The 23770-nt window shown below is 65.2% G+C and carries 25 protein-coding genes; 10 read left to right on the top strand and 15 right to left on the bottom strand.

Annotated features, from left to right (window positions below):
* Positions 1–20: 20 nt before the first annotated feature.
* The 6 genes from AACQ43_RS18475 to AACQ43_RS18450 are packed head-to-tail and all read right to left on the bottom strand — an operon-like array spanning position 21 to position 5148.
* Positions 21–1208 carry an acyl-CoA reductase gene (locus AACQ43_RS18475; RefSeq protein ID WP_168968350.1) on the bottom strand — a complete coding sequence of 396 codons (1188 nt, stop codon included), beginning with the start codon at positions 1206–1208 and terminating at the stop codon, positions 21–23.
* A complete protein-coding gene (locus AACQ43_RS18470) occupies positions 1205–2263 on the bottom strand; it encodes a LuxE/PaaK family acyltransferase (protein ID WP_168968202.1) in 1059 nt (352 codons plus the stop codon). Before AACQ43_RS18470 ends, AACQ43_RS18475 begins: the two co-directional genes overlap by 4 nt.
* Positions 2263–3633, bottom strand: a complete 1371-nt coding sequence (locus tag AACQ43_RS18465; protein WP_168968200.1) for an AMP-binding protein — start codon at positions 3631–3633, stop codon at positions 2263–2265. The genes AACQ43_RS18470 and AACQ43_RS18465 overlap by 1 nt, the downstream gene beginning before the upstream one ends.
* The gene (locus tag AACQ43_RS18460; protein WP_168968198.1) at positions 3633–4382 is read right to left on the bottom strand and encodes an SDR family NAD(P)-dependent oxidoreductase; all 750 of its coding nucleotides are present in this window, start codon (positions 4380–4382) and stop codon (positions 3633–3635) included. Before AACQ43_RS18460 ends, AACQ43_RS18465 begins: the two co-directional genes overlap by 1 nt.
* Entirely contained in the window at positions 4382–4615 is a 234-nt protein-coding gene (locus AACQ43_RS18455) for an acyl carrier protein (RefSeq protein WP_005306726.1), read from the bottom strand. Before AACQ43_RS18455 ends, AACQ43_RS18460 begins: the two co-directional genes overlap by 1 nt.
* A complete protein-coding gene (locus AACQ43_RS18450) occupies positions 4612–5148 on the bottom strand; it encodes a GNAT family N-acetyltransferase (protein WP_211162603.1) in 537 nt (178 codons plus the stop codon). Before AACQ43_RS18450 ends, AACQ43_RS18455 begins: the two co-directional genes overlap by 4 nt.
* A gap of 164 nt (positions 5149–5312) precedes the next feature.
* On the opposite strand from AACQ43_RS18450, the gene pseF reads away from it, so the two are divergent.
* Genes pseF through AACQ43_RS18420 form a run of 6 tightly spaced genes read left to right on the top strand, consistent with a single transcriptional unit; the run spans position 5313 to position 10598 of the window.
* Complete coding sequence (gene pseF, locus AACQ43_RS18445) at positions 5313–6008, top strand: pseudaminic acid cytidylyltransferase (protein WP_168968194.1); 696 nt, start codon at positions 5313–5315, stop codon at positions 6006–6008.
* The gene (gene pseG, locus AACQ43_RS18440; RefSeq protein WP_168968192.1) at positions 5998–7254 is read left to right on the top strand and encodes a UDP-2,4-diacetamido-2,4,6-trideoxy-beta-L-altropyranose hydrolase; all 1257 of its coding nucleotides are present in this window, start codon (positions 5998–6000) and stop codon (positions 7252–7254) included. Before pseF ends, pseG begins: the two co-directional genes overlap by 11 nt.
* A gap of 6 nt (positions 7255–7260) precedes the next feature.
* A complete protein-coding gene (pseI, locus tag AACQ43_RS18435; protein ID WP_168968190.1) occupies positions 7261–8307 on the top strand; it encodes a pseudaminic acid synthase in 1047 nt (348 codons plus the stop codon).
* The gene (locus tag AACQ43_RS18430; protein WP_168968188.1) at positions 8300–9595 is read left to right on the top strand and encodes a motility associated factor glycosyltransferase family protein; all 1296 of its coding nucleotides are present in this window, start codon (positions 8300–8302) and stop codon (positions 9593–9595) included. The genes pseI and AACQ43_RS18430 overlap by 8 nt, the downstream gene beginning before the upstream one ends.
* On the top strand, positions 9592–9852 hold the full coding sequence (locus AACQ43_RS18425; protein WP_168968186.1) for a hypothetical protein: 261 nt from the start codon (positions 9592–9594) through the stop codon (positions 9850–9852). The genes AACQ43_RS18430 and AACQ43_RS18425 overlap by 4 nt, the downstream gene beginning before the upstream one ends.
* Positions 9852–10598, top strand: a complete 747-nt coding sequence (locus AACQ43_RS18420; RefSeq protein WP_017787046.1) for a crotonobetainyl-CoA--carnitine CoA-transferase — start codon at positions 9852–9854, stop codon at positions 10596–10598. The genes AACQ43_RS18425 and AACQ43_RS18420 overlap by 1 nt, the downstream gene beginning before the upstream one ends.
* On the opposite strand, the gene AACQ43_RS18415 is transcribed toward AACQ43_RS18420, so the two are convergent.
* The 7 genes from AACQ43_RS18415 to AACQ43_RS18385 all read right to left on the bottom strand — a co-directional run bounded on the left by AACQ43_RS18415 (position 10580) and on the right by AACQ43_RS18385 (position 16853).
* Entirely contained in the window at positions 10580–11941 is a 1362-nt protein-coding gene (locus AACQ43_RS18415; RefSeq protein WP_168968184.1) for a DUF4910 domain-containing protein, read from the bottom strand. The two genes, AACQ43_RS18420 and AACQ43_RS18415, sit on opposite strands and share 19 nt — an antisense overlap.
* The gene (locus AACQ43_RS18410; RefSeq protein ID WP_168968182.1) at positions 11938–12342 is read right to left on the bottom strand and encodes a VOC family protein; all 405 of its coding nucleotides are present in this window, start codon (positions 12340–12342) and stop codon (positions 11938–11940) included. The genes AACQ43_RS18415 and AACQ43_RS18410 overlap by 4 nt, the downstream gene beginning before the upstream one ends.
* Complete coding sequence (locus AACQ43_RS18405; protein WP_168968180.1) at positions 12332–13096, bottom strand: AAC(3) family N-acetyltransferase; 765 nt, start codon at positions 13094–13096, stop codon at positions 12332–12334. Before AACQ43_RS18405 ends, AACQ43_RS18410 begins: the two co-directional genes overlap by 11 nt.
* Positions 13093–13317, bottom strand: coding sequence for an acyl carrier protein (locus tag AACQ43_RS18400; protein WP_168968178.1), 225 nt, complete (start codon positions 13315–13317; stop codon positions 13093–13095). The genes AACQ43_RS18405 and AACQ43_RS18400 overlap by 4 nt, the downstream gene beginning before the upstream one ends.
* On the bottom strand, positions 13310–14992 hold the full coding sequence (locus AACQ43_RS18395; RefSeq protein ID WP_168968176.1) for an HAD-IIIC family phosphatase: 1683 nt from the start codon (positions 14990–14992) through the stop codon (positions 13310–13312). Before AACQ43_RS18395 ends, AACQ43_RS18400 begins: the two co-directional genes overlap by 8 nt.
* A gap of 97 nt (positions 14993–15089) precedes the next feature.
* Positions 15090–15623 (bottom strand): ATP--cob(I)alamin adenosyltransferase, encoded by a 534-nt coding sequence (locus tag AACQ43_RS18390; RefSeq protein WP_168968174.1) that lies wholly within the window; start codon positions 15621–15623, stop codon positions 15090–15092.
* 87 nt (positions 15624–15710) lie between these two features.
* Entirely contained in the window at positions 15711–16853 is a 1143-nt protein-coding gene (locus tag AACQ43_RS18385; protein WP_168968172.1) for a DUF5610 domain-containing protein, read from the bottom strand.
* A gap of 170 nt (positions 16854–17023) precedes the next feature.
* Here AACQ43_RS18385 and trmA point away from each other — a divergent pair, with 170 nt between their 5' ends.
* The 4 genes from trmA to AACQ43_RS18365 all read left to right on the top strand — a co-directional run bounded on the left by trmA (position 17024) and on the right by AACQ43_RS18365 (position 20692).
* Complete coding sequence (gene trmA / locus AACQ43_RS18380; RefSeq protein ID WP_168968170.1) at positions 17024–18157, top strand: tRNA (uridine(54)-C5)-methyltransferase TrmA; 1134 nt, start codon at positions 17024–17026, stop codon at positions 18155–18157.
* A 144-nt stretch (positions 18158–18301) separates the two neighbouring features.
* Positions 18302–19012 carry a two-component system response regulator RstA gene (rstA, locus tag AACQ43_RS18375; RefSeq protein ID WP_168968168.1) on the top strand — a complete coding sequence of 237 codons (711 nt, stop codon included), beginning with the start codon at positions 18302–18304 and terminating at the stop codon, positions 19010–19012.
* Positions 19013–19129: 117 nt separating this feature from the next.
* Positions 19130–20455 (top strand): two-component system sensor histidine kinase RstB, encoded by a 1326-nt coding sequence (gene rstB, locus AACQ43_RS18370; RefSeq protein WP_168968166.1) that lies wholly within the window; start codon positions 19130–19132, stop codon positions 20453–20455.
* 54 nt (positions 20456–20509) lie between these two features.
* Positions 20510–20692, top strand: a complete 183-nt coding sequence (locus AACQ43_RS18365) for a hypothetical protein (RefSeq protein WP_010635722.1) — start codon at positions 20510–20512, stop codon at positions 20690–20692.
* Between the two features lie 78 nt (positions 20693–20770).
* Here the strand turns inward: AACQ43_RS18365 and AACQ43_RS18360 are convergent, their stop codons facing one another.
* A complete protein-coding gene (locus tag AACQ43_RS18360; RefSeq protein WP_168968165.1) occupies positions 20771–22027 on the bottom strand; it encodes a malic enzyme-like NAD(P)-binding protein in 1257 nt (418 codons plus the stop codon).
* Positions 22028–22208: 181 nt separating this feature from the next.
* Complete coding sequence (locus AACQ43_RS18355) at positions 22209–23642, bottom strand: DUF2867 domain-containing protein (RefSeq protein WP_168968164.1); 1434 nt, start codon at positions 23640–23642, stop codon at positions 22209–22211.
* Positions 23643–23770 lie beyond the last annotated feature (128 nt).

The raw sequence follows: 23770 nt of genomic DNA, 5'->3' as shown, positions 1-23770 counted from the left end.
TTTATGTGAGCCACACCCGATTATTCGCGTCGGCCGAGGCCACGACTGCACAGTTGCAGCATGTCGATACCATCCCAGAGCCATTCGAATGCGAGTGCCTGTCCCGGCGCCACCACCCGGTCAATCCGGCAGGTGGGGGCAGTCGGCAGCGCCGCTTCGACCCCGGCCCTGTCACCGCCGACCCATACGCAGGTCTGCATGTCCCAGGGCTGTGCCAGCAGCTCATTCAGGGTATCGGCCATAAATTCGGCAACTGTACCTCCTCCGACGTGTGCGAGCCGCAGCGTGCTGGTCGGAGTCAATAAGGTGACGCCGGGCAAGCTGGTCACCTTCATTGCCCCCTGCTCGGCGGCATTTTGTTGACTGTGGATGAGCCTCTCCATCGCCAGGGCTGGATCGGTGGCAAAGGGGGCAAACAGGGCTTCCAGCAAGCGGCGGCGCAGCCCCTCATCGGGTTCGCCCAGCCAGCAGAGGGTGGTTGGCGAGGCGCAGGCCTGCTGGTTGAAACGGGTACAGTCCTGCTGCAAGGCATCCAGCGTCCGTTGCCACTCTTGCGGATCCAGTCCGGCCAGCCAGCGGCTGTCGAGCACCGCCATCGAGCGGCGATCCGGAAACACCACTTCCTGCGCCGTTGGTGCCAGGGGAATGGCCCGCACCTGGCGAATGGTCTCGTCGCCGCCCCAGATGATGCGCAGCCGGCAGCGCGCCGACAGCCAGGCGGTGATGCCCTCGTCGTGGTCATAGCGAATGAAGCGGGTACGGGCGGCGATCTCTTGCCATTCACCTAGGCTGAACAGTTCATTGAGGATCGCCAGCATGGCCTCCTGCTGCGGATCGCGGCGTGACGACAGCCGCACCACGCAGGGATTACCCATCAACAGAGCCACCAGCCAGGAGTAGAAGGCCACCGTCGGCACGTTGGAGGGCACCAGGTGAAAGGTGACCCCCAACGGCCCCCGTCCCTGCAAACGCTGCTGTTCTCTGGCCAGCTGGCGGGGCCGCAGCCAGAAACCGAACGCGGCCAGATCGGGATGACGACGCCCCTCCCGTTGCAGGCGGGTCGACAGCGCCGCCACGAAGTCACAGATGACGGGGGCAAAGCAGGGCAAGGGCTGCGGGCAGAAGGTCTGCCAGCCCGCCGCCGGGGCCACGAAGCTGACCGCCGGCCCCTCCTGCCAGAGCCCGGTGGTCGCCCCGGACGGGGTCATTGGAAGGTGTCGCTGCATCCCCTCACCTCGGCGCCGTGCTGGCGTCCCGCTACGTGAAAATAACGGCCATGGCGGCCACAAGGGCAGTCATCCTCCCCCAGCAGCACGCCGAGATCCTCGCTCAGCAGGCTGTGGCCGGGATAACTGCCGGGAATGGCGGAGAGCACCTGCAGCAGGCCTGGGCTGCCAATCCCGAGCGGCTGATGGGTGAGCGGATCACGCACCTGTACATCGGAAAACACGGGAGCATGCAGGTGACCCTGCTCGCACTCGACGAAGATGGAGCCCACCTGCTCCACCATGCCGTAGAAATTGTGCACCCGACCCAGTCCCAGCTGATCACGGCAGCGGGCCTTGAAGGCAGGATTGTCCACCGCCAGGTGTTGCAACTTCTTCCAGCCGCCGCTGTGAAACAAAATACCCTGCGTCAGCGGTAGTTGCAGGCCACGCTCGCGCAGCGGCTCCAGCAGGCATTGCCAAACCATGAAGGTGAAGCCGAACAGCAGCACCGGCTGGCCGGCATATTTGTCACAGAAGGCCTCGATGACGGGCCAATTGGGCCGCATCTGCTCGTCGAGGGCATAGGTATGGTCACGGCCGAGGAAAGAGAGCCCCAGCGCGCCCGCGCCGCGCGCCGAAAAGCCGCTGCGGTTCTGGATGAGAGCGGGCTGCTCCACCAGCAACATGGGCAGGCGCTGCTTGCCGACAAACTCCTGCAGGATCTTCACCAGCACCTTGCTCTGCAGGGCGGCGGTCTCCCTGTCCAGCACAATCCGTGATGGCGAGCCCGTGGTGCCCGACGAGGTGAGCACCTTGAACACCTCGCTCTGTGGCACGCTCTGCCATTGGGCCAGTTTGAACAGCCGGGCCGCCAGGTAGGGCAGCGCATCGTAATCGGTCGCCGCTGCCGTCCAGCCGAAGGCTTGCAGCACATTGTCATAGGCCGTGCAGTGCGCCCGATGATGCGCAGTCAGCGCGTTGAGCCGCGCCAGCAGCAACGCCTGTTTGGCAGCCTGGGGCAGCGCGAAGACCGGCGCGCTCAGCAAGTGCTCCATCACGCTTCCCCCGCCAGTCTGGCCAGAGCGGCGTAGTCAATCTTGTGATTGGCGGTGCGCGGCAGTTGTGTCACCTGCACCACCTGTACCGCCCGCGGCGGGGCTTGCAGCCACTGCGCCAGTTCGCGCTGCAAGCCGTCGGTCGTCAAGTCATCGCGGGGCTCGACGGCCACCAGCAAACAATCGTCACGCCCGCTGCAAGCCCCCGTCCAGCCCCAGCGATGGAGCTGGTTCTCGACCTCCGCCAGGCTGACCCGCTTGCCGAACAGCTTGAGAAAACGGCTGAGCCGGCCGCAGATGTAGTAGCGGCCCGCCTCGTCGCAACGGGCCAGGTCGCCGGTGGCCAGCTCCTGCAGCTGGGCGCCCCGCGCCAGATCCTCGGTCGTGCCGGCGTAGCCCAGCATGACGTTGTCACCGCGATAGACCAGCTCCCCCTCCCCGTTCTTGCCCCCTTCCAGTGCGCGCAAAGCGAACTGGCCGCCGGGAATGGCGCGGCCGATGGCATCGGGATGAGCGGCCACCTCGGGCGCCGCCAGCCAGGCCATGCGGGCGGTGGCCTCGGTCTGGCCGTACATGACGAAGAAGCGCCGCTCCAGCCGCAGGGCCTGCTCGGCAAACTGCTGTGCCAGCGCGGGCTCTAAACGCCCGCCCGCCTGGGTCAGGGTTTGCAACGAAGGGTAGCGGGCCCAGTCAAAGCGCAGCCTGGCCAGCATCTGATAGGTAAAGGGTACCCCGGCAAAGCTGCTCACGCCGTGCAGATCGACCTGCTGCCAGAAGTCGCGCTCCAGCACGCTCCCTTCGTGCTGCACCAGGGAGGCACCCACCAGCAGATGGCTGTTGAGCACCGACAAGCCATAGGAGTAGTACAGCGGCAGGCTGGTGATGGCCCGCTCGGCCGCCGTCAGCGCCAGATAATCGGCGATGGAGGCGGCGTTGGCAGCCAGATTGCGCCCCGACAGCCGCACCCACTTGGCGCTGCCGGTACTGCCCGAGGTCGGCAGCAATACTGACAGTTCCGGGTGCAGGGTGGGCGTCGTCGCGGCAAGCCGCTCCAGCTGGCCGGCGTCATTGACCCGCCAGCTCACGTCAAACTGCCGGCAGCTGGCATCGTGCTGGCTCGCTGGGAGGGCGGGGTCTGCCAGCATCACGACATGCCCCAGCTTGATTGCAGCCAGATAATGCAACAGGTGGGCGGTGCGGGTGAAAAAGGGCAGATAGACCAGGCTGCGCTCGTCCGGATAGCTGGCCGCCAGCCGCGCCACCCGCCGTGCCAGCTCACCATAGGAGAGCCAGCCCTCTTGCGGATCGCGCCAGGCCGGTGACGGGTTGTCTTCCCGCAGGTGGGCGAGCAGTGCGTGCGCGTGATCCATCAGACCGTCATGCCTCCATCCACGCCGATGACCTGACCGGTCACATAGCTTGCCAGGTCGGAGGCGAGAAACAGCGCCACCTTGGCCACTTCGTCCGGCGTACCGATGCGCCCCATGGCGATACTGGCGAGCCGCTCGGCGAACTTGTCGTCCGGGATGGCATGGGCCATCTCGGTGTCGATGAAGCCGGGGGCGATGGCATTGACCCGGATCTGGCTGGCGGCCAGCTCCTTGGCCAGCGACTGGGTGATGCCGATCACCGCCGCCTTGCTGCCGGCATAGCTGCAAAGGCCGGCGGCACCGACCCGCCCCATCAGGGAGGCCAAATTGATGATGCTGCCGCCACCGCTGCGCTGCATCAGGCGGGCGGCATACTGGCTGCAATAGACCACGCTGAAGGTATTGTGGCTGAAGGTCTGCTCCAGCTGGGCCTGATTGACCATACCGAGCAGCCCCTCTTCCAACATGCCGGCATTGTTGACCAGCACGTCCAGCGCTCTGGTCTGGGCAAACAGCTGCTGAAAGGCCTGCTTGACCGCCTGTGGCTGCGCCACGTCGACATAGAGCGGCTGGCAAGGCACGCCGAACTCGGCGCCGAGTTCATCAGCCAGCCGGCTCATGGCCGCCTCATCGCGTCCCGCCAGCCACAGTTCGGCCCCCTGCGCGGCAAACAGCCGGGCAATGGCGAGCCCGATGCCGCGCCCGGCGCCGGTGATCAACACCCGCTTGCCTTGCAGCAGCCCCTGCATCAGAGGGCGACCCCGTACTTGGCGAGGATCTCCCGCGCCTTGGCGACCGAGCTCATGTCGATGATGTCATCGGTATCGAGCAGCACGCCGTAGCAATCCTCCAGCTGGGCGATCAGGCCCATGTGGGCGACGGAGTCCCACTGGGGAATGCTGTTGTAGGCCAGCTGGTCGCTGACACTGCCGACATCGATGCCGAGGGCATCGGCAAACACCTGTTCCAACGCTGTAGTCATCTGAAAAATCTCCGTAGCCGTTCTCGGGCGGCATAATAGTCGGCGGGCTGCAGTTCGAGGGCGATGAAGTCGCCCTGTTGCCCCTGTTGGCGATAGCCGAGCTGTGCGTTGAGGCGCAGGGCGGCGTCGTTGCCGGTGCGCACCAGGGTGCGGATGCAGCCGAGCCCGAAGGTATCGAAGCCCTGATCGAGCTGTGACAGGGCGGCGGCGACGGCCAGCATGGGGTGACGCACACTGGAGCGGCCCAGATAGAGGCCGGCATCGGCCACCGGCTGCCCCTGCAGCGATTGCCGCGTCTCCCCTTTCAGGTTGACGTAGCCGGCCCGCAGGCCGCGGCACCAGAGCACCCAGTGCTGCTGGTCAGACCGTTCCAGGCTGCTGACGAACCACTGCCGCTGCTGGCGGGGGGAGATGAGCGTCTGCTCCACCATCTGCAACCGCACCTCGTCCAGGTTGCGCCAGCGTCGCAGGGTGGGCAGATCCCAGGGCTGGAGCGGGCGCAATTCGACACCATAACTCATGTTCAATACCAATGAGGTCCCATCACTTGCCCATGTTATCGACCATCACCGGGCAATTCCGTAGCAAAGCTCAATAATATAAGATGAAAACTCGGTATAATCTCAAAAATAATCAAAGAGTTGTCATCAATTATCCGGCTCGGCGACCACGTCGGGCTCCTCAGGGAGAGAGCATCATGGCCATCGCCATCATCCCGGCACGGGGCGGCAGCAAGCGCATTCCCCGCAAGAACATCCGTCCCTTTTGCGGCTTGCCCATGATTGCCTACGCCATTGAGGCGGCCAGAGACTCGGGCTGTTTCAGTCGGGTGGTGGTCTCCACCGATGACCCGGAGATCGCCGAGGTAGCCCGTCGCCTCGGGGCTGACGTGCCCTTCCTGCGGGGCGCCACGCTGGCCGATGACCATACCGGCACCACCCCGGTGGTGATCGACACCATCCAGCGGCTCGATCAGCTCGGCATCCAGGCAGAGCACTACTGCTGCATCTATGCCACCGTGCCGCTGATCCAGGCCGATGACCTGAAGGCCGCCTATCAGCGGTTGATCGCAAGCAAGGCACCATTTGTCTACACGGTGGCCGAATTCGGCTTCCCGATCCAGCGGGCGGTACGCATGGACGCGCAAGGCAGGGTCACCCCGTTCTGGCCGGAGCAGATGGCGAAACGCTCCCAGGATCTGGAGCCCGCCTATCAGGATGCCGGTCAGTTCTACTGGGGCAGCCGCGCGGCCTGGCTGGGGGGGATCAGCCCGGTGGGGGGAGAGGGGATCGGCCACATATTGCCAAGGCACAGGGTGGTCGACATCGACACGCCGGAAGATTGGCACCTGGCCGAACTGCTCTATCAAGTGCTGGCCCAAGATGACGTTTAAAGTTGCCTTCCGGCTCGACGCCGGCGCCGATATCGGCCTGGGCCACCTGATGCGCTGCCTGGCCATCGCCGATCGGCTGCACGCCGCCGGGGCCGAATGCCACTTCCTCTGCCACGATCTGCCGGCGCACCTGCTGGCGTTGCTGCGGCCCCATCACCATCATCCCCTGAGCACGCTCGATGACGCTGGCCCGTTGCCTGGCTTGCTGCCGGATTGGCTGGTGTTCGATCACTACCAGATTGACCAGCGGCTCGAAACCCAGCTGGCCGCCCACTGCAGCCGCATACTGGTGATCGATGATCTGGCCGACCGGCCGCACCACTGCCAGCTGCTGCTGGATCAGGGCCCCTTGCGCCGCGCCGCCGATTACCAGCCGCTCACCCCCGCCGATTGCCAGCTGCTGCTGGGTACCGACTATGCCCTGCTGCGCCCCGCCTATCGCCAGCTGGCGCGGCAACACGCCAGTCAGTGGCAACGGGGGCTTGTCTGCTTTGGCGGTGCCGACCCGGCGGGTGCCTGCCTCGTCACGCTCAACAGCCTGGCCCGGCTGCCCTGGGCCCGCACCATCCGCTGGACCCTGGTGGCGGGCGGCGCCAATCCCTTCTGGCCCGAGCTGGAGCAGAGAGTGGCCGAACTGGCCGACCTCAACCTGGTGCTGCTGCGTCAGAGCGACCAGATGGCCGACCTGATGAGCCGGCACGACTTCGCCATCGGCGCCGCCGGCGGCATGACTTGGGAGCGGGCCTGTCTCGGCCTGCCGACCCTGGCGGTGCCCATCGTCGACAACCAGCAGTTCAACGACCAGGTGATCGCCCGCTTTCGGCTGGCCGAGCGGCTGACCCTGAGCGAACTGGCCGAGCCTGAGCGGCTGATGCAGGCCCTGCAACGACTTGAATTGCAAGCAGATAACTATCGCTGCCGCGGCCAGCAACAGGTGGATGGGCTGGGGCTGGATCGGCTCACCGCCTGGCTGCTACCACAATCCGATTATCAACTGTTGCCAGATGGCCAACAGTGGCAACTACGCCATGATGACCAGCCGCAGCTCACCCTGACGCTGAACGGTCAGCAACTGACGTGGCAGGCCATCCGGCCACTGCAACCAGCGGACTGGCAAGAGCTGGCACATCGCTTGCAGACAATTTTCTCCCAATTTCCCCTCTATCTTGCCGAGCCACCGCAGATAGCGCCCCCTGCCCCTTGGCAGCCGGCGCCGCAAGGCTGGCAACTTGGCACAGGAGTCTGAACACAGATGCAGATCGCCCATCAATCCATCGGCCCGACGCAGGCTCCCTATGTGATCGCCGAGCTGTCGGCCAACCACAACGGCAACCTGGAGCGTGCACTGGCCATTATGACCGCCGCCAAGGAGACCGGGGCCAGTGCGGTCAAGCTGCAGACCTACCGGCCAGACACCATCACCCTCAACAGCGACAGGCCCGAGTTCCAGATCCATGGCGGCTTGTGGGATGGCCACAACCTCTATGACCTCTATGAGTGGGCGCACACCCCCTGGGAGTGGCACCAAGCGCTGTTTGCCAAGGGGCGCGAGCTGGGACTGACGGTCTTTAGCAGCCCATTCGACTTCAGTGCGGTGGATCTGCTGGAATCCCTCGACTGCCCGGCCTACAAGATCGCCTCCTTCGAGCTGGTGGACTTGCCCCTCATCCGCTACGCCGCCCAGACCGGCAAGCCACTCATCATGTCCACCGGCATGGCGAACGAGGCCGAGATCGCCGCCGCGGTCGAGATGGCGCTCAAGCACGGCAACGGCCAGCTGGCCCTGCTGCACTGCGTCAGCGGCTATCCGGCGCCGGCAGCCGAGTACAACCTGCGTACCATCCCTATGTTGCGCCAGCGCTTCGGGGTCGAGGTAGGGCTCTCCGATCACACCCTGGGATCGGCCACGGCCATCGCCGCCACCGCGCTCGGGGCTACCCTCATCGAGAAACACTTCACCCTGGCCCGCGCCGATGGCGGGCCGGATTGCGCCTTCTCCATGGAACCGGCCGAACTCACCGAGCTGGTGACCTCGGTCAATACCGCCCATGCCGCGCTCGGAGTGGCCGATTACCAGCTCACCGCCAGTGAACAGGGCAACCGCGCGTTTCGCCGCTCCCTCTATCTGGTCAAGGAGATAGCAGCCGGCGAGGTGCTCACCGCAGCGCACATCAAGTCGGTGCGCCCCGCCCTCGGCCTGCCCCCCGCCGATTACGATCGACTCATCGGCAAGCGGGTCAACCGCAGCTTGAGCGCCAATCAACCGCTGAGCTGGGAGTGGATAGATAACGATGAGTGATGATCTCTTCAACCAGCATGGCAGGCTCATCAGCCAGCGCTGGCCCGCCCTCTGGCCCCGCCTGCTGGCACAAGACGTTGAAAGCCAGCCGGTCGAGCTGACCGAGGGGCTCGGCTCCACCCTCAGCCTCCACGGCATCCAGCTCACCAGCCGGCACGACCGGGTGAAAGAAGCTGAACTGCAGGCCGCCAGCCTGCCCGAGCAGCCAGTGCTGCACCTCTACGGCACCGGGCTTGGCGATCTGCCGCGCGCCCTGCTGGGGCGCAGCAGCCTCAAGCGGCTGGAAGTGAAGATCATGAATGGCGCCCTGTTTGCCCTGGTGCTGCGGCTGCTGGACCAGCAAGATTGGCTGACGGATCCCAGGGTCGAGCTGATGATGGCCGGCGACGAAAGCGAGGTGCGGCTGCCCTTCTTCGCCCTGCCGCCCGAGCTGCTGCTGGTGGAAGATGCCGCCGCCCGCATCCGCGACCGGCTGGTGAGTGAAATAGACTTGCCGTTCGCCCGGGCCAGGTTCGATGCCGAGCACCCCGACGTCACTAGGCGGCTGGCCGAAAACCGCGATCTGCTGGCCAGCGACGGCGATGTGGCCTCCCTGTTTGGTCTGGCTCAGGGCAAGCAGGCCCTGATCGTGGCGAGCGGCCCGACCCTGCAGCACAACCTGACCACCCTGCAGGCCCAGTTGCAGCGCCGCCGGCAGGATTTCCTGCTGATCAGCGTCGATACCGCGCTGGCGTTTTTGCTTGGCCACGGCATCCGACCCGACATCGTCGTCACCATCGATGACGCCATCGACGGCAACCGGCTGCCCGCCGCCCAGTCGGCCCAGACCACCCTGGTCTATTACCCCACGGTTCCCACGGCAGCCCTGCTGGCCTGGCAGGGGCCGCGCAAGACCGCCTACTCCCGCAGCCCCATGTATCAGCAGCTGCGGCAGACGCTCCCCAAGGGCGTGCTGCACTCGGGCGGCAGCGTCATTCATCCCGCCGTGGATCTCGCCGTGCAGATGGGTTGCCACCAGGTCATCCTGCTGGGTACCGACTTCGCCTTTCCCGGCGAGCTCACCCACTCGGGCTGGGCCGACGGTGCCCTCGGTCCCAGCGCCGCGCTGGCACTCAGCTGGACCCTCGACGGTCATGGCCGGCGGGTCAAGACCAATCCGAACTTTTCCGCCTACCGCACCGAGCTCGAGCGCTACATAGCGCGCCACCCCGAGGTGCAGTTCTGGAACTGCAGCCGGGAAGGGGCGGAGATCGCCGGCTGCCGCTATCACCCGGAGTACGTGCAATGAAAAACGGCCAGATCACCCGCCTAACCGCCCTGGCACACCAGTTTCGGCTGGGGCAGTCGGTCGCCGCGAGTCAGGCATTGCCGGAACTGCTGCAAGAGGTGCTCACCGAGCAGGGCAACCTGCCACCCGGACTGGTAGCCGCCCTGCTGCAGTGCCAGGAGCGCCAGGACTGGCTGGGGCTGGCCGACTACCTCGAATATGAAGTGGTGCACTGCCTGTCGACCCCGACCGGCGACACCACCACAGGAGACCATTGATGATCAAGGCCATTTCCAACGCCTCCGAGCAGGAGCTGTCACGTCGCCAGACCTTCAGCGAGTTGCTGCACGCCAGCCCGCTGCCCGCGGCCGAGCTGCAGAACAACCTAGGCCTCTACCTCAAGCGCCAGTCGCTCTCCCGCATCCTGTTCATGCACGAGCTGTATCAGAAGATCGTACCGGTCCACGGCGTCATCATGGATTTCGGTACCCGCTGGGGTCAGAACCTGGCGCTCTTCTCCTCGTTTCGCGGCATGTATGAGCCCTACAACTACAACCGCAAGCTGGTGGGATTCGATACCTTCAGCGGCTTCCCTTCCCACGCTCCGCAAGATGGCAGCGATGCCGCCATCCAGCCCGGTGCCTACGGGGTGACGCCGGGCTATGAGCAGCATCTAGCCCAACTGCTCGCCGCCCATGAGGCGGAAAGCCCGCTGGACCACATCGTCAAGCATGAGCTGGTGAAGGGGGATGTGACCGAGACGCTGCCGGCCTATCTGGCTCGTCAGCCGGAGACCATGGTCGCGCTGGCCTATTTTGACTTTGATCTCTACGAGCCGACCCGCCGCTGCCTCGAGCTCATCAAACCGCACCTGACCAAGGGATCAGTGCTGGCATTCGATGAGCTCAACTGGCCCGCCTTTCCGGGGGAGACCCTGGCTCTCAAGGAGGTGCTGGGGCTGGATCGCTACGCTATCCGCCGCACCCCGCACAACCCGGGGCCAGCCTATCTGGTGATCGAGTAGTCCGGTTGCGGGCTGAGACGACGCAGCAGCCCAGCATCCAGCAACATCCGCGCCAGCGGCTCCACCCGCCAGAACGGCGCCCCTATGGTCTCGGCAATCTCGAACAGGGTCAGCCTGCCGTCGCTATAGGCCAGCAGATTCATCATCTCCCTCACCTGCCAGCCCGAATAGCGGGTCGACAAGTCCGGGTAGAGCCCTCGCTTGCCAAGCTGGGGCTCGCCCAGCACGGTGACCTCGCAGCGCTCGTCCAGCTCCAGACACTCGATGGCGCGGCGCAGCGCCAGGAAGCCGCCGGCCAGACCGGCCGGCGTTACCAGTGAGAGGTCATCGAGCGAGGTGTGGTACTCGGCATAACAGCCGTATCGGCTGCGCATCACCGAGGTAACCGGCAGATCGATGCCGGGCGCGCACAGCTGCCGCTCGTTGGAGCCCCGCTCCAGGAAGCTGTAAGCCTTGTAACCCGGCGCCAGATGACCCAGCACATGGCGACCGATGCGATCCGCCAGCGTGTTGCCTTGGCGTGAGGGCAGGAAGGAGTAGCTGCGATCATCGCCAAGGCAGGTCAGGTTGAAGCCGGCCAAGGTGCGCTGCTTGAGCTGGTCCAGATGGCGGGAGAGATAGACGATGGCCCCCAGAGTTTCAGGCACCAGCATCAGCCGGTAGCTGTAACGGCGTGTGGGCAGTGACGCCAGCCAGGCCATCAGGAAGACGCCGACACAGGGGCCGGAGAGCTCGTTGTTGGCCATGGAGGGGTGACAGGTGTAGCTCGACAGCAGGATCTCCTGCTCGCTCTCCCCCGGCAGCACCCAGTCACCATAGGTGAGCGAGCCCGGTGCCAGGGTGGCATCGATCACCACCTGATATTCCCCCTCCGGCAGCGCCTCACGCAGCCGATGGGGCAGACAGAAGCCCCAGCGACGCTTGTAGTAGGAGGTCACATAGGGAATGGCGTCCGGTTGCTCGGGCAGAGAGTGAAGATGGGGCTGCAGTTCGGCCAGCGAGAGGGTGCAGCGCACCGGCTCCGAGTAGCCGACCAGATGCAGGTTGTGGTCCTGGAAATCCGCCACCCTGCGTCCATCCGGCCCCACTATGTAGGCCTCCCGCACGTTCCACTCGTCAGGCACGGTCCAGTCGAAGCACTCGGTGCCGCTGGCCACTTCATGGATCTTCAGCTCGGGCAGACAGTGCTCGCGCCACAGGGCCAGCGACTGCCGTACCCCGTCCCCGGTCAGGCTGCGGTTGAGCGGAAACAGCAGGGTGAGCAGTCGATGCAGTTGCTCACCGACTTGTGCCTGGTCGTCCCAGTCAGTGGGCAGATAGCCACTCTTGGGTGAAAAACTCATGGGGTGGATGCCTCGATCAATTCGACAATGTGGCCAAGGGGGCTCAGGAAAAACTGGACGTGGGCGCCGCCAAAGGCGATGGCAGGCTGGCTGGGTCCGAGGGGCAGGTGGCGCTGTGTGCGCAGCCGTTCGGCGCTCTCCTGCAGATTGCTCACCCGATAGGCAAGGTGGTTGATGACGTTGCGCCGGGTCTTGAGCACCTGGGCGACCGGGCTCTCCTCGCAGGCCGGGGCGACCAGCTCGTAGCAGAGGCCATGGTCGTCATGCACGAACTGCACCCAGACCCGTTGCAGCGGATCTTCCACCGCAACCGAGCAGCGGCTCAGCCCCAGCACGTCGCGGCAATAGGCCACACCGCTAGCCAGGTCCGGCACCACCAGTCCGATGTGATCAAACTGCATGGGACTCTCCTCCCGCCCGGATCAGGGCGTATGGGGCCGTTGCCAGCAACTCGCTGGCAGCCAGGATGAAGTCGCGGCACGACACCGCCCAGACCGGCACCCGCTGGCACAACGTCTGGCGCCAGGCACCCCGCTCCTGCAGCAGGGCCACCAGCCGGGAGAGGTCGATTTCGCTGGCCAGCGACAGATCGCGCACATAGTAATCCGCCTGCCACTCCCGCACGCCGCCGTCTACGCACACCCGGCCAGCAAACATCTTGTGATAGCGGTAGGAGACGGCCAGCCGCTGCTCCACGTAGTGGGTGAAGGTGATGCGGTCGGGGTGGCAACCCAGCCCCAGCAGCCAACCATCCTGCTCAGCCAGCCAGCCGAACGGGCTCTCCTGACCGAAGCAGTCGTGACACTCCCGCGCCACCAGTGCAGGCCCCTGCGGGCCGCTGATCGCCATGCTGAAGACGGGATCCAGTGTGCGCACCACCCCTTCTCGCTGGCGGAACAGCTCCGTCATCAAGCCCACCTTGCTCGGGGTCTGCGCAGGGTCGAAGCACTCGTCCGCCATCGGGCTGTAGCTGAAAGTCGGCACCAGCAGGTGCCCGCCCAGCCACTGCTCGAGGCATGTCCAGAAGGCCGCGATACCCGCGGCGTTGCCCATGCCGGCAAACTGGGCCACCACCATGGCATCCGAGTGCACCATCAGAGCGCCGCCTCTGGGGATCCCCAGCTCGGTCAGCGCCTGCTCGAGTGCCTGTTTCACACGGCAACCCCTTTGCGCAGCAGGGCTTGCTGGATGTCGGTCAGGCTCTTCAACTCGGCCAGCTCGTGCGGCTCGAACCGCACGGCATAGTGCTGTTCGACCAGCAACAGCAGGTTGAAGTGACCCAGAGAATCCCACTCGGGACAACTGCCGAGGGCAGACTGTGCATTGACGCTGGCCTGGGGGAACTGCTGGTGTGCCAGCGCGATAAGGTCATTCATGGGCGTAGAACTCCAAAAACGGGAGAGAAAGAGAGCAGAGATCCAGACTGAGGAAAACCTCGTCCGCCAGCGGCAGCAACCCCGCTGGAGTGGTTATCGGCCGGGTTGGCAGGCTCGCCAGAAAATCCCGTGCCGGCTGGTTGCGGGTGGTGGCAACCAGGCTGATGACCAGCTCGGTCACGCCCTGTGCCCGCAGATGGTTTGCCAGTTGCGCCAGCAGCCAGTATTCAAAACCGCGCCCCAGCACCCGGCAGCTGATGGCCAGGGTATCCAGCAGCGCCCTGCCCTCATCGAGCGAGCGCACCACCAGCAGGGCCGTCATGCCGTGATCGGCGAACCTGTCTCGTAGGCTGGCCAGCCAGACGTCGCCTCCCTCGGCGGCCAGCCGGGCCAGCTCCGCCGCCTGATAGCGGCGGCCGGAGAGGTTGAACTGATTGGTCTTCTGGCTGAGCTGTTCGGCTCGCAACTGGTTGCCCGGGGAGAACGGCTGCCAGTCAGCCTGCAGCGCCAATTGTCGCAGGAAGGCGTGCTCGTCGCCCAGTTGCCGGCGCACCGCCTCGGCCTCGGCCTGGGCCTGATAGGAGTGCTGCCGCAGGCCGTCATCACGGCTCTGGTGGCGACTGCACAGGGCTGGCAGCGTCAGCAGGGCATCCGGCCAGCTCCAGAGATCGGCCGGCGGGGTCATCACCATCACCTCGGGGCAGTTGGCCCGCACCTCGGCCCGCTCCAGCTCGCTGTCATCCCAGAAGACCAGGCTGTCCAGCCCGACATTGAGGCGGGCGGCCAGCCGCCGCAACCCCTGGGATTTGGGCTCCCAGCCGATTTCGGCAGCGGCGATTTGCGCCCGTGTCAGCACCATGCCCGGATGCTCGTCAAACAGCCGCCACACATCGTCCGCCAGATTCTTGGAGCAGAGCGCCAGCACTATGCCCTGCCCGTGCCAGTGGCTGGCCGCCTGCTGGAAGGCCTGGTAGAGCCGGCCCATCCCGTCCTGTCCCAGCAGGACGCCGCCGACACCGTCTTCGCCGACCACGCCGCCCCACAGGGTATTGTCGCAGTCGAGCACCAGCACCTTGTGGGCGGGTTGCTGCAACCGCTGCAGCAAGGGAAGAATCCACTGCGCCAGGCTGGCCAGACCTGCCATGGAGAAGGGGCAGGACATCAGATAGAGGTTGCGCCGATCGAAGCAGTGCTGGCGGCCATGCTGTTGCAGCCAGAGCGGCAGGTGCAGGTCGTCCAGGCCCGGTTGCTGCAGGCGCAGGCGGGCCATCTGCTGCTCGAACGCACTGGCCAGCGCGGCGAGCACGGCAGGGGCCGGGCCATAGACACAGAGCGGCGCATGGCTGCAGGCCCCCACCAGCAGGTGATCCTGCGGGCGGCGCTGCAGATGCTGCAACAGAGGCAAGCAGAGCGCGTCGACAAAGGCGGCAACCGCCAGTTGCTGCTCGTCCTGCGCCAGACGGCCCCACTCCTGCAATGTCCGTGCAGGCACCAGATCTTCCCACAGCCAGATGATGATGTGGGTCCCGGCCGCGGCATCGGCGCTCTGGTGCATCAGGGTCTGCAACCACTGGCCATGGGGGGCCACCTGCACTTCGCCGTATTCAGCCAGGGGGCGCCAGGCGAGGTTGCCCGGCATCAAGAACGAACTGCCACTGAGATGAAGCATGGTCATGACCTTCCCCACTGCGCTACCGGAACCATCCCGGCGACCGACAAATGGGATGATCGTGTTTGATCTTCATGAAAAACAAAAGCTTTTTTGGCCGTATTCAGTAGTTGATGCTGACGTAGGGTACCTCGTCCACCTGCCACAACTGCTTGAGGTAGACGGTCAGCACGAAGAAGAAGTTGGCCAGCAGGTTGGCAAACCGATAGAGGATGGGGTCGAAGCGCACCCCGCTCTCTTCCAGCCGCACCAGCAGCCGTACCACCTTCTTGCTGCCGCAGCGGCACAGGTGCAGGGTAGGGATCGGCTGCGGCCCCTGCGGCAGCACGAAACCGTTGACCCGGCCGCGGCTCGCCTCGTTGTAGTGATCGTAACGCCCCTTCAGCCACGCCAGATCCTCCTCGAAGATGCCGAGCCTGCCGCGCACCGAGCCGTTGAGGTTGTAGATAAGCCGCTGCAGCGCCGCGAGATCCGCCTGCATGGGCGCAATCTCGGCCTCCGGAGCCAGGTGTGACAATACGGCGCCCACCTGGCAGCAGAGCTCGTCGGTGGCGATCTCGTAGTCACACTGGAACTGGGTTTCGAAGATGAAGGGGTAGCAAAGCTCGCGCTTGTCTCTGGGCTTTTTCGGGTTCATGGGCTGGCCGGATCGGGAAAAAGGCCAGTTTGCCAGCCCCCGCAGGAGCTGGCAAACGGCCGGTCATGGTCCTCGATTCGAAACGGTTCAGACGCTCTTGCTGCTGGCATCCGTCGCCGGCTGGAACTGGCCGATCATCCGCAGCGCATCCAGCATCCGCTGGTTGAAGCTGGTGAAGCTGCCCACCTGGGCCGGATCGCTCTGGCCACGAGCCGCCAGCACCGCCGGCGTCAGCGCCTGCTGCTGGGATGCCGGCAGCAGAGAATCCGCCTGCTGCTGCACCTGATCCAGCTTGGGCAGGTAGTCCGCCAGCGGCTTGAGCATCTCCTGCAGGGAGTGCGCCCCCTGATAGGTCTGGCTCAGCTTGAGACTCTGCTTGAGCTTGAGCGAATAGGAGGCCAGCTGGCTGTCATCCAGCTTCAGCTCGCCTGCCTTCTTCAACAGGTCGTCGAAATTGCCGGAGAAAAAGTTGCCGGCCAGATCATCGATCCCCTTGACCAGCTTGCCGATGGAGTCCATCTCCTCGCTGCTCAGGTTGCCCTCCAGCGAGAAGCTGAAGCTCTGGCTCGACTTGAGGCTGAACTGGCTGCCGCTGTCATCCTTCTGGGACTTGGTCTGCCAGCTGTCGTTGAAGCGCAGCACCACCTTGTCGCCATCCTTGGTCTGGATCTCCAACGAGCCCTGCTGGCGGCTGGCCATCTCGGCCTGGCCCATGTCGGTGGTGGAGACCTTGCCGAAGAACTCCTTCTCGAACTGGTCGAGCCCCTCCTGGATCAGCTTGTAGCTCTGATCCATGCCGGTCTTGATGTCTTCGTTGTCTGCCCAATCGCCGAGCTGCTTCCTGGCGTCGCCAAAGCCCTTGTCCACCCCCTTGCGGGCCTGCTCCATCATGCCGGTCAGGCTGTCATCCGACTTGCCGTCGGCCCGGGCAGACCCCAGCCGGCCGGTGACGAACTGCAGTACGTTGTCGGCCACCGACTGAAAGTCGAACAGGGTATTCGGGGTCACCGCCTCCGGCTGATCCTGCGCCTTGGGCGCCTTGTAACCCTGACCATTGATCTCCAGCGCGAACTGCAGCGCCTGCTGCACCAGCACCTGCGCCCATTTTGGCGCCTTGTGCAACGAGACTTCATCCCCGTTGCTTACCGGCTTCGAGTCCGCCTGCTGGGGCGATTTGGGAGCAACACCCACTCCCTTGGGTTGGGCCGCGCCCACTCCGTCGATCTGCATAATGTGTCCTCCCACCATGCCTGTAGATCAGCTATCGGCCTGACTGCACACTTCTTGACCACAAAATACTGGACAATCTGCGGCGGCCTTTTAAAATCGGGCCCCTTTGGGTGGCTGCAGGCTTCCCCCGATTTCGACCCGGCCAGACCGGTGTGCATGTGAGGTAAATCATGACCCAATCCCAGCAGGTTTCCGCCGACCCGGCGCCCCTTCGAACCCCGGCCGACTACCAGGCCCAGCTCGACGAGAAGCGCGAGCGCCTCTGCGGGTTGTTTGCCGACTTCACCCTGCCTGCGCTGGAAGTGCACGCCTCCCCCGCCGAACACTACCGGATGCGCGCCGAGTTTCGCATCTGGCACGACGGTGACGACCTGTACCACTGCATGTATGCGCCGGCCACCAAGGAGATCATCCGGGTTGACCAGTTCCCCACCGCCAGCCGTCTCATCAACCAGCTGATGCCGGTGCTGCTGGAAGGGCTGCGCCCGCACCCCGTGCTGCGCCGCAAGCTGTTCCAGATCGACTACCTCTCCACCCAGTCCGGCCAGATCTGCGTCAGCCTGCTCTACCATCGCAAGCTGGAGAGCGAGTGGCAGCAGGCTGCCGAAGCGCTGCAGGCCGACCTGCGGGCCAAGGGATTCGAGCTGCAGCTGATTGGCCGTGCCCACAAGCAGAAGATCTGCCTGGGGGAGGAGTTCGTCATCGAACGGTTGAATGTGCAGGGCCGCGAGCTGGTCTACAAGCAGGTGGAGAACAGCTTCACCCAGCCCAACGCCGCCATCAACGAACAGATGCTGGGCTGGGCGCTGGACGTGACCAAGGGGAGCGAGGGCGACCTGCTGGAGCTCTACTGCGGCAACGGCAACTTCTCCATCGCCCTGGCGCAGAACTTCCGCAAAGTGCTGGCCACCGAGATCGCCAAGCCGAGCGTGGACTCCGCCCAGTTCAACATCGCCGCCAACGGCGTCGACAACCTGATCATCCTGCGCATGTCGGCCGAGGAGTTCACCATGGCGATGCGCGGCGAGCGGGAGTTCAACCGCCTCAAGGAGGTGGATCTGGCCGCTTACCAGTGCAACACCATCTTCGTCGACCCGCCCCGGGCCGGCCTCGACGACGCCACCGTCAAGCTGGTGCAGGATTACGACAACATCCTCTACATCTCCTGCAACCCCGAGACCCTGCAGGCCAACATGGCGGTGCTCGGCGAAACCCACGAGATCGCCCGCTTCGCCCTGTTCGATCAGTTCCCCTGGACTCACCACATGGAAGCCGGGGTCTATCTCAAACGCAAGGCGGGTTGATGCCGCCGGGGCACGACGCCCCGCTCGACCAGCAAGACAGGGCCCGCGGGCCCTGTTTGATTATTTAACCCTGTGCATGGGGCGGCCGGAGCCGCTATGCTGGCGGCACGCGCATCCGCGCCACAGTCTGGGTGTCATGCCACCATGCAACGCATTCTTTTTGTTGAAGATGATCCCGAGATAGGCCAGCTCATCAGCAGCTGGCTGGCCCGCCACGACATGGAAGTGCTGCTGGAGCCGAGGGGCGATCTGGCACTGGCCAGGGTCGAGGCCGAGCAGCCGGACCTGGTGCTGCTCGACATCATGCTGCCTGGTCAGGATGGTCTCTCCCTGTGCCGGGATCTGCGCCCTCGCTTTGCCGGCCCCATCGTCATGCTCACTTCGCTGGACAGCGACATGAACCAGATCCTGAGCCTGGAGCTGGGCGCCAACGACTACATCCTCAAGACCACGCCGCCCCCCGTGCTGCTGGCCCGGCTGCGGGTCCAGTTCCGCCAGCAGGGGCAGCAGGCCCCGCAACCCGTGGTCGCCAGCACACCGCCCCAGCGCCTGCAGTTCGGCCGGCTGCAGATCGACGGCCCGGGCCGGGACGTGCGCCTTGACGGCGACAGCATTCCGCTCTCCACCGCCGATTTTGATCTCCTGTGGGAGCTGGCCTGCCACGCCGGCCAGATCCTGGGGCGGGAGGCGCTGTTTCGCAGCCTGCGCGGTCGCGACTACGACGGCCAGGATCGCAGCATGGACGTGGCCATCTCCCGCCTGCGCCGCAAGCTGGGGGACGACACCAGCAACCCGACCCGCATCAAGACAGTGCGCCAGAAGGGCTACCTGCTAATACCCCAGGCCTGGGAATAAGCCCCGCCGAATGACCTTGATGCTCTCTGCTCCCTTCTCCCCTTGCAGGAGAAGGGTTGGGGATGAGGGGGCAGCAAGGCAATGCCCAGACGTAATCCAGGCAAGAGGAGAGCCCCCATGCGCCGCCTGTTTATCCAGTTCTATCTGCTGCTGATCGGCTGTTTCACCCTGGCCATTCTGCTGGTCGGCATGGTCTATCAGGTCACCGCCGAACGGGCGGGAGATCGCTATCTGGAGCGGATGATGCAGGGCTCCCTCGGCCTGCTCACCGGCGAGCTGGCCCGCTTGCCGCCGGAGCACTGGCCCGCCCGCACGGCGGAGCAGAGCCGCCAGCTCACCCTGCCGCTGCAGATCGGCGCCCTCGCCAACCAGCCGCTGGCCAACGAGGATCAGGCCTTTCTGGAGGCCGGCAACATCGTCATCGTCGAGGAGGATGACACCTTCCTGCAGCGCATTCCGGGCACCGATCAGGTGCTGATCGTCGGCCCCGTGCCCTATCTCTCCTACCTGCACGAACTGCACTGGGTCGACGTGGGGCTGCTACTGGTCATCGGTCTCTCGCTGGGGCTGCCGATCCTGCTCTGGCTGCGCCCGCACTGGCGCGGCCTGCAACAGCTCGAACAGACCGCCCGCCGGGTCGGCGACGGCGATCTCTCCTGCCGCACCCGTTTGCCACCCGGCAGCAGCCTGGGCCGGGTCGGCCGCACCTTCGACCAGATGACCGAGCAGCTGCAGGCCATGCTGGCCAGCCGTAAGCAGCTGACCGATGCCATCGCCCACGAGCTGCGCACCCCGCTGGTGCGGCTGCGCTACCGGCTCGCCATGCTGGATCCGGCGCCCTCGGCCGAGGAGCAACAGGGGCTGGAGCGGGATCTTGGCGCGCTGGACGCCCTCATCGAGGAGATGCTCACCTACGCCAGGCTAGATCGCCCCGAGCTGCCGCTGCAATGCAGCGAGCTGGAGCTCGGCAGTTGGGCCGGCAGCCGCCTTGCCGACTGGCAGGCGCTGCGGCCGGACAAGCGGCTCGACTTCGTGCGCCCGGCCATGGCCCTGCCCTGGCGCGGCGATACTCGTCTGCTGGATCGGGCGCTGGAAAACCTCATCGGCAACGCCCTGCGCCACGCCGCCGGCCGGGTGACCCTCAGCATGGCGCGTCAGCAGGATCACTATCTGCTGGAGGTGGCCGACGACGGCGCCGGCATCGATCCCGCGCTGGCGCCGCAGATCTTCGAGCCCTTCGTGCGGCTGGATCAGAGCCGCGACCGACGCACCGGCGGCGCCGGGCTGGGGCTGGCCATCGTGCGCAGCATCGCCCGCCACCACGGCGGCGAAGTGCAGCTGCTGCCCAGCAGCAGCGGTGCCCGTTTCTGCCTGATGCTGCCTGTACATTTGGATACAAACCGTCACCAGTCACTCACTGAACCGCAGGTCGAACAGCCCTAGGATGAAGTCATGGAGAAACGCTCCATGTCATCAACCCGAATGAGGAACTGGAATATGAACAAGCTGATCCCCCTGAGCCTGGCTGCTGTCTTCGCCCTGACCTCCGGCTTCACCATGGCTGCCACCCCGACCAAGGCTGCCGCTCCCCAGGCTACCCAGACCAAGGTCGTGAAAAAACACCACAAGGCTGCCCACGCCAAGGCGCCGGCCGTCAAGGTTGCTCCCAAGACCAAGTAATCGACCAACAAGCTTCCCGTAATGAAAAGGGGCCCCGACATGGGGCCCCTTTTGTTTTCTGTGCGCGGGTGCAGTGATTCAACCCAGCATGTAGTCCGCCGGCAAGGCAACGCGGGCCACCCCGGACTCCACCGCCGCCAGTGCCACGGCACGGGCGACGCGCGGCAGCAGACGGGCATCCATCGGCTTGGGAATGACGTAGTCCTTGCCAAAGGCCAGCTCGCTGACGCCGGCGGCGGTCAGCACCTCGGCCGGTACCGGCTCTTTGGCCAGCGCGCGGATCGCCTCGACCGCGGCGATCTTCATGGCATCGTTGATGCGGCTGGCACGAGCGTCAAGGGCACCGCGGAAGATGAAGGGGAAGCAGAGCACGTTGTTGATCTGGTTCGGATAGTCGGAACGACCGGTGCCCATGATGAGGTCACCGCGCACTGCGTGAGCCAGCGCCGGCTTGATCTCGGGATCCGGGTTGGAGCAGGCGAAGATCACCGGGTTGGCGGCCATCAGGGCCACCGCCTCGGCGGGCAGCACATCCGGGCCGGAGACGCCGACGAACACGTCCGCCCCGTCGATCACCTCCATCAGGGTGCGCAGGGGGGTGTCGTTGGCGAAGCGCTGCTTGTACTGGTTCAGATCGGTGCGACCGCTGTGGATGACGCCCTGACGATCCAGCATGAAGATGTTGTGGGGCTTGGCGCCACACTTGATCAGCAGGTCCATGCAGGCGGTGGCAGCAGCCCCGGCACCCATGCAGACGATGCGGCTGTCGCTAATCTGCTTGCCCTGCACTTCCAGCGCGTTGAGCAGGCCGGCGGCGGTGACGATGGCGGTACCGTGCTGATCATCGTGGAACACCGGAATGTCGCAGCGCTCGATCAGCGCCTGTTCGATCTCGAAGCACTCGGGTGCCTTGATGTCTTCCAGGTTGATGCCGCCGAAGGTGTCGGCGATGGCGGCAACCGTGTCGATGAACTGCGCGCTGGTCTCGTGCTTCACTTCGATGTCGATGGCGTCGATGCCGGCAAAGCGCTTGAACAGCAGGGCCTTGCCCTCCATCACCGGCTTGGAGGCCAGCGGGCCCAGATTGCCCAGCCCCAGGATGGCAGTACCGTTGGAGATGACGGCCACCAGGTTGCCCTTGCCGGTGTAGCGGTAGGCATCGGCCGGGTTGGCGGCGATCTCGCGCACCGGCTCGGCAACGCCCGGGCTGTAGGCCAGCGCCAGATCGCGGGCGGTCTCGGCGGGCTTGGTGAGGGCGATGGCGATTTTGCCCGGCACGGGCTGGGCGTGGTAATCGAGTGCTTGTTGACGAAGATCGTGACGCTGATCGGACATGGGGGACCCCGATACGGTAGTGAATTGAGTGGTGCATTGGCTCGCCCACGGGCGAGGGCTGGGGATCATAAAGAAAACCATCGGGCTTTCACAGAGGAAAGTATCGTCACCCAGCCACTGACAAGCCAGTAATTAGCATGTCATGCCAACCACAAATACCCATTTAGTTATAGATATGGTTTCACCCCATCACCGGAATGCCGGCTTTCGCCTCCGCCTGTCTGGCGATCGCCTCCGTCATGCCCTGAAAGATGAAGAGGTGGAACGGCAGCATGGCGAGCCAGTAGGCCAGCCCCCAGGCCCCCTGCGGATGCCAGTGGGCAGTCACCTTGATGCGGGTCAGCCCCGACTCTTCCGGCAGTATGTTCAACTCCAGCCGGCCGACGCCGGGGGCCTTCATGTTGAACAGCAGATCGAGCCTGCTCCCCTCATCCACCCCGAGGATCTGCCAGGAGTCCAGCATGTCCCCCTTCACGAAGCGATCCGGATTGGTGCGACCACGGGTCAGCGCCGGGCCGCCAATCAGGTGATCCATCCATTCCCGCACCACCCACAGCTGGTTCATGTAGAAGTAGCGCTGCTCGCCCCCCAGTTGTTGCAGCACCTGCCACACCACCTCGGGCGAGGCGAGGCAGATGGCATCGCCGCTGGCGGTGCGGTCATAGAAGCCGTACTCGGGATGGCGCCAGCGCAGGCCGAGCGGGGTCTCCTCCCCCTGCTGCTCGGCGCCCAGCTTCTGCTCCAGCGCCAGACTCTCCGCCAGCGCCTCGTCGAAGCTAAGCAGGGTTTGCGGCAGCAGGGCCCGCAGCGGGCCGTCGTCGGCCGGGATGTCGTGCTTGAGGCCACCCACCAGCGCCTTGGCCACCGGCTGCGGCACCGAAGTGACAAACTGCAGCCACCAGGCGGAGAGGCGCGGACTGAGAAACGGCAGCGGGATGATGGGGCAACGCTTGCCGATGTGGGCGGCGAACTTCTGCAACTGCTGCTGATAGCTGAGCAGCTCGGGACCGGCGGCGTTGAAGATCTGGCCGTCCACCCCGTCGGCCTCCACCAGCCCGCCCAGATAGTGCAGCAGGTTGGAGAGCGCAATGGGCGGCGTACGCGAGCGCACCCACTTGGGCGTCACCATCATCGGCAGGTTGAACACCAGATCCCGCATCACCTCAAACGCCGCCGAGCCGGGCCCCACTATGATGCCGGCGCGCAGCTCTACCGTCGGTACGCCAGATTCGCGAAACAGCTCGCCGCAATAACGGCGGGAGTTGAGGTGGCGGCTGTTGCACTGCGCCGGCTGGATGGCGCCCAGATAGATGATGCGACGCACCCCGGCGGCGCGGGCGGCGGCGGCGAAGTTCTTCACCCCCTGCTGCTCCAGCCGGTGGAAGTCGGCCCCCGCTCCCATGGCGTGCACCAGATAGAAGACGGTGTCGATGCCTGCCAGCGCAGGCAGCAATGTGATCGGCTTGAGGCTGTCGGCAAGGCGAAACTCCACCCCGGGCGGCAGACGGCAGGGGCGCCGCGCCCCGGCAATCACCCGATAACCCAGTTCTTGCAGATGGGGCACCAGATAAGAACCTATGTAGCCCGCCGCCCCCATCACCAGACAATCACGCATCTGCCCACTCCCTGTCTTGCCCATGTTACCGCCCCTCATATCCGACCCCGCTCCCGCAAAGGGAGAAAGGAGAGTCCCACCATAGGGCAAAGCGGGCCGTTACAGAACGCCGACCAATAAAAAAGGCG

It is taken from the genome of Aeromonas sp. DNRA1, assembly GCF_963888745.1.
Taxonomy (GTDB): domain Bacteria; phylum Pseudomonadota; class Gammaproteobacteria; order Enterobacterales; family Aeromonadaceae; genus Aeromonas; species Aeromonas hydrophila.
Note: the sequence above shows the minus strand (reverse complement) of the source record. Positions and strands in the feature narration are given on the sequence as shown.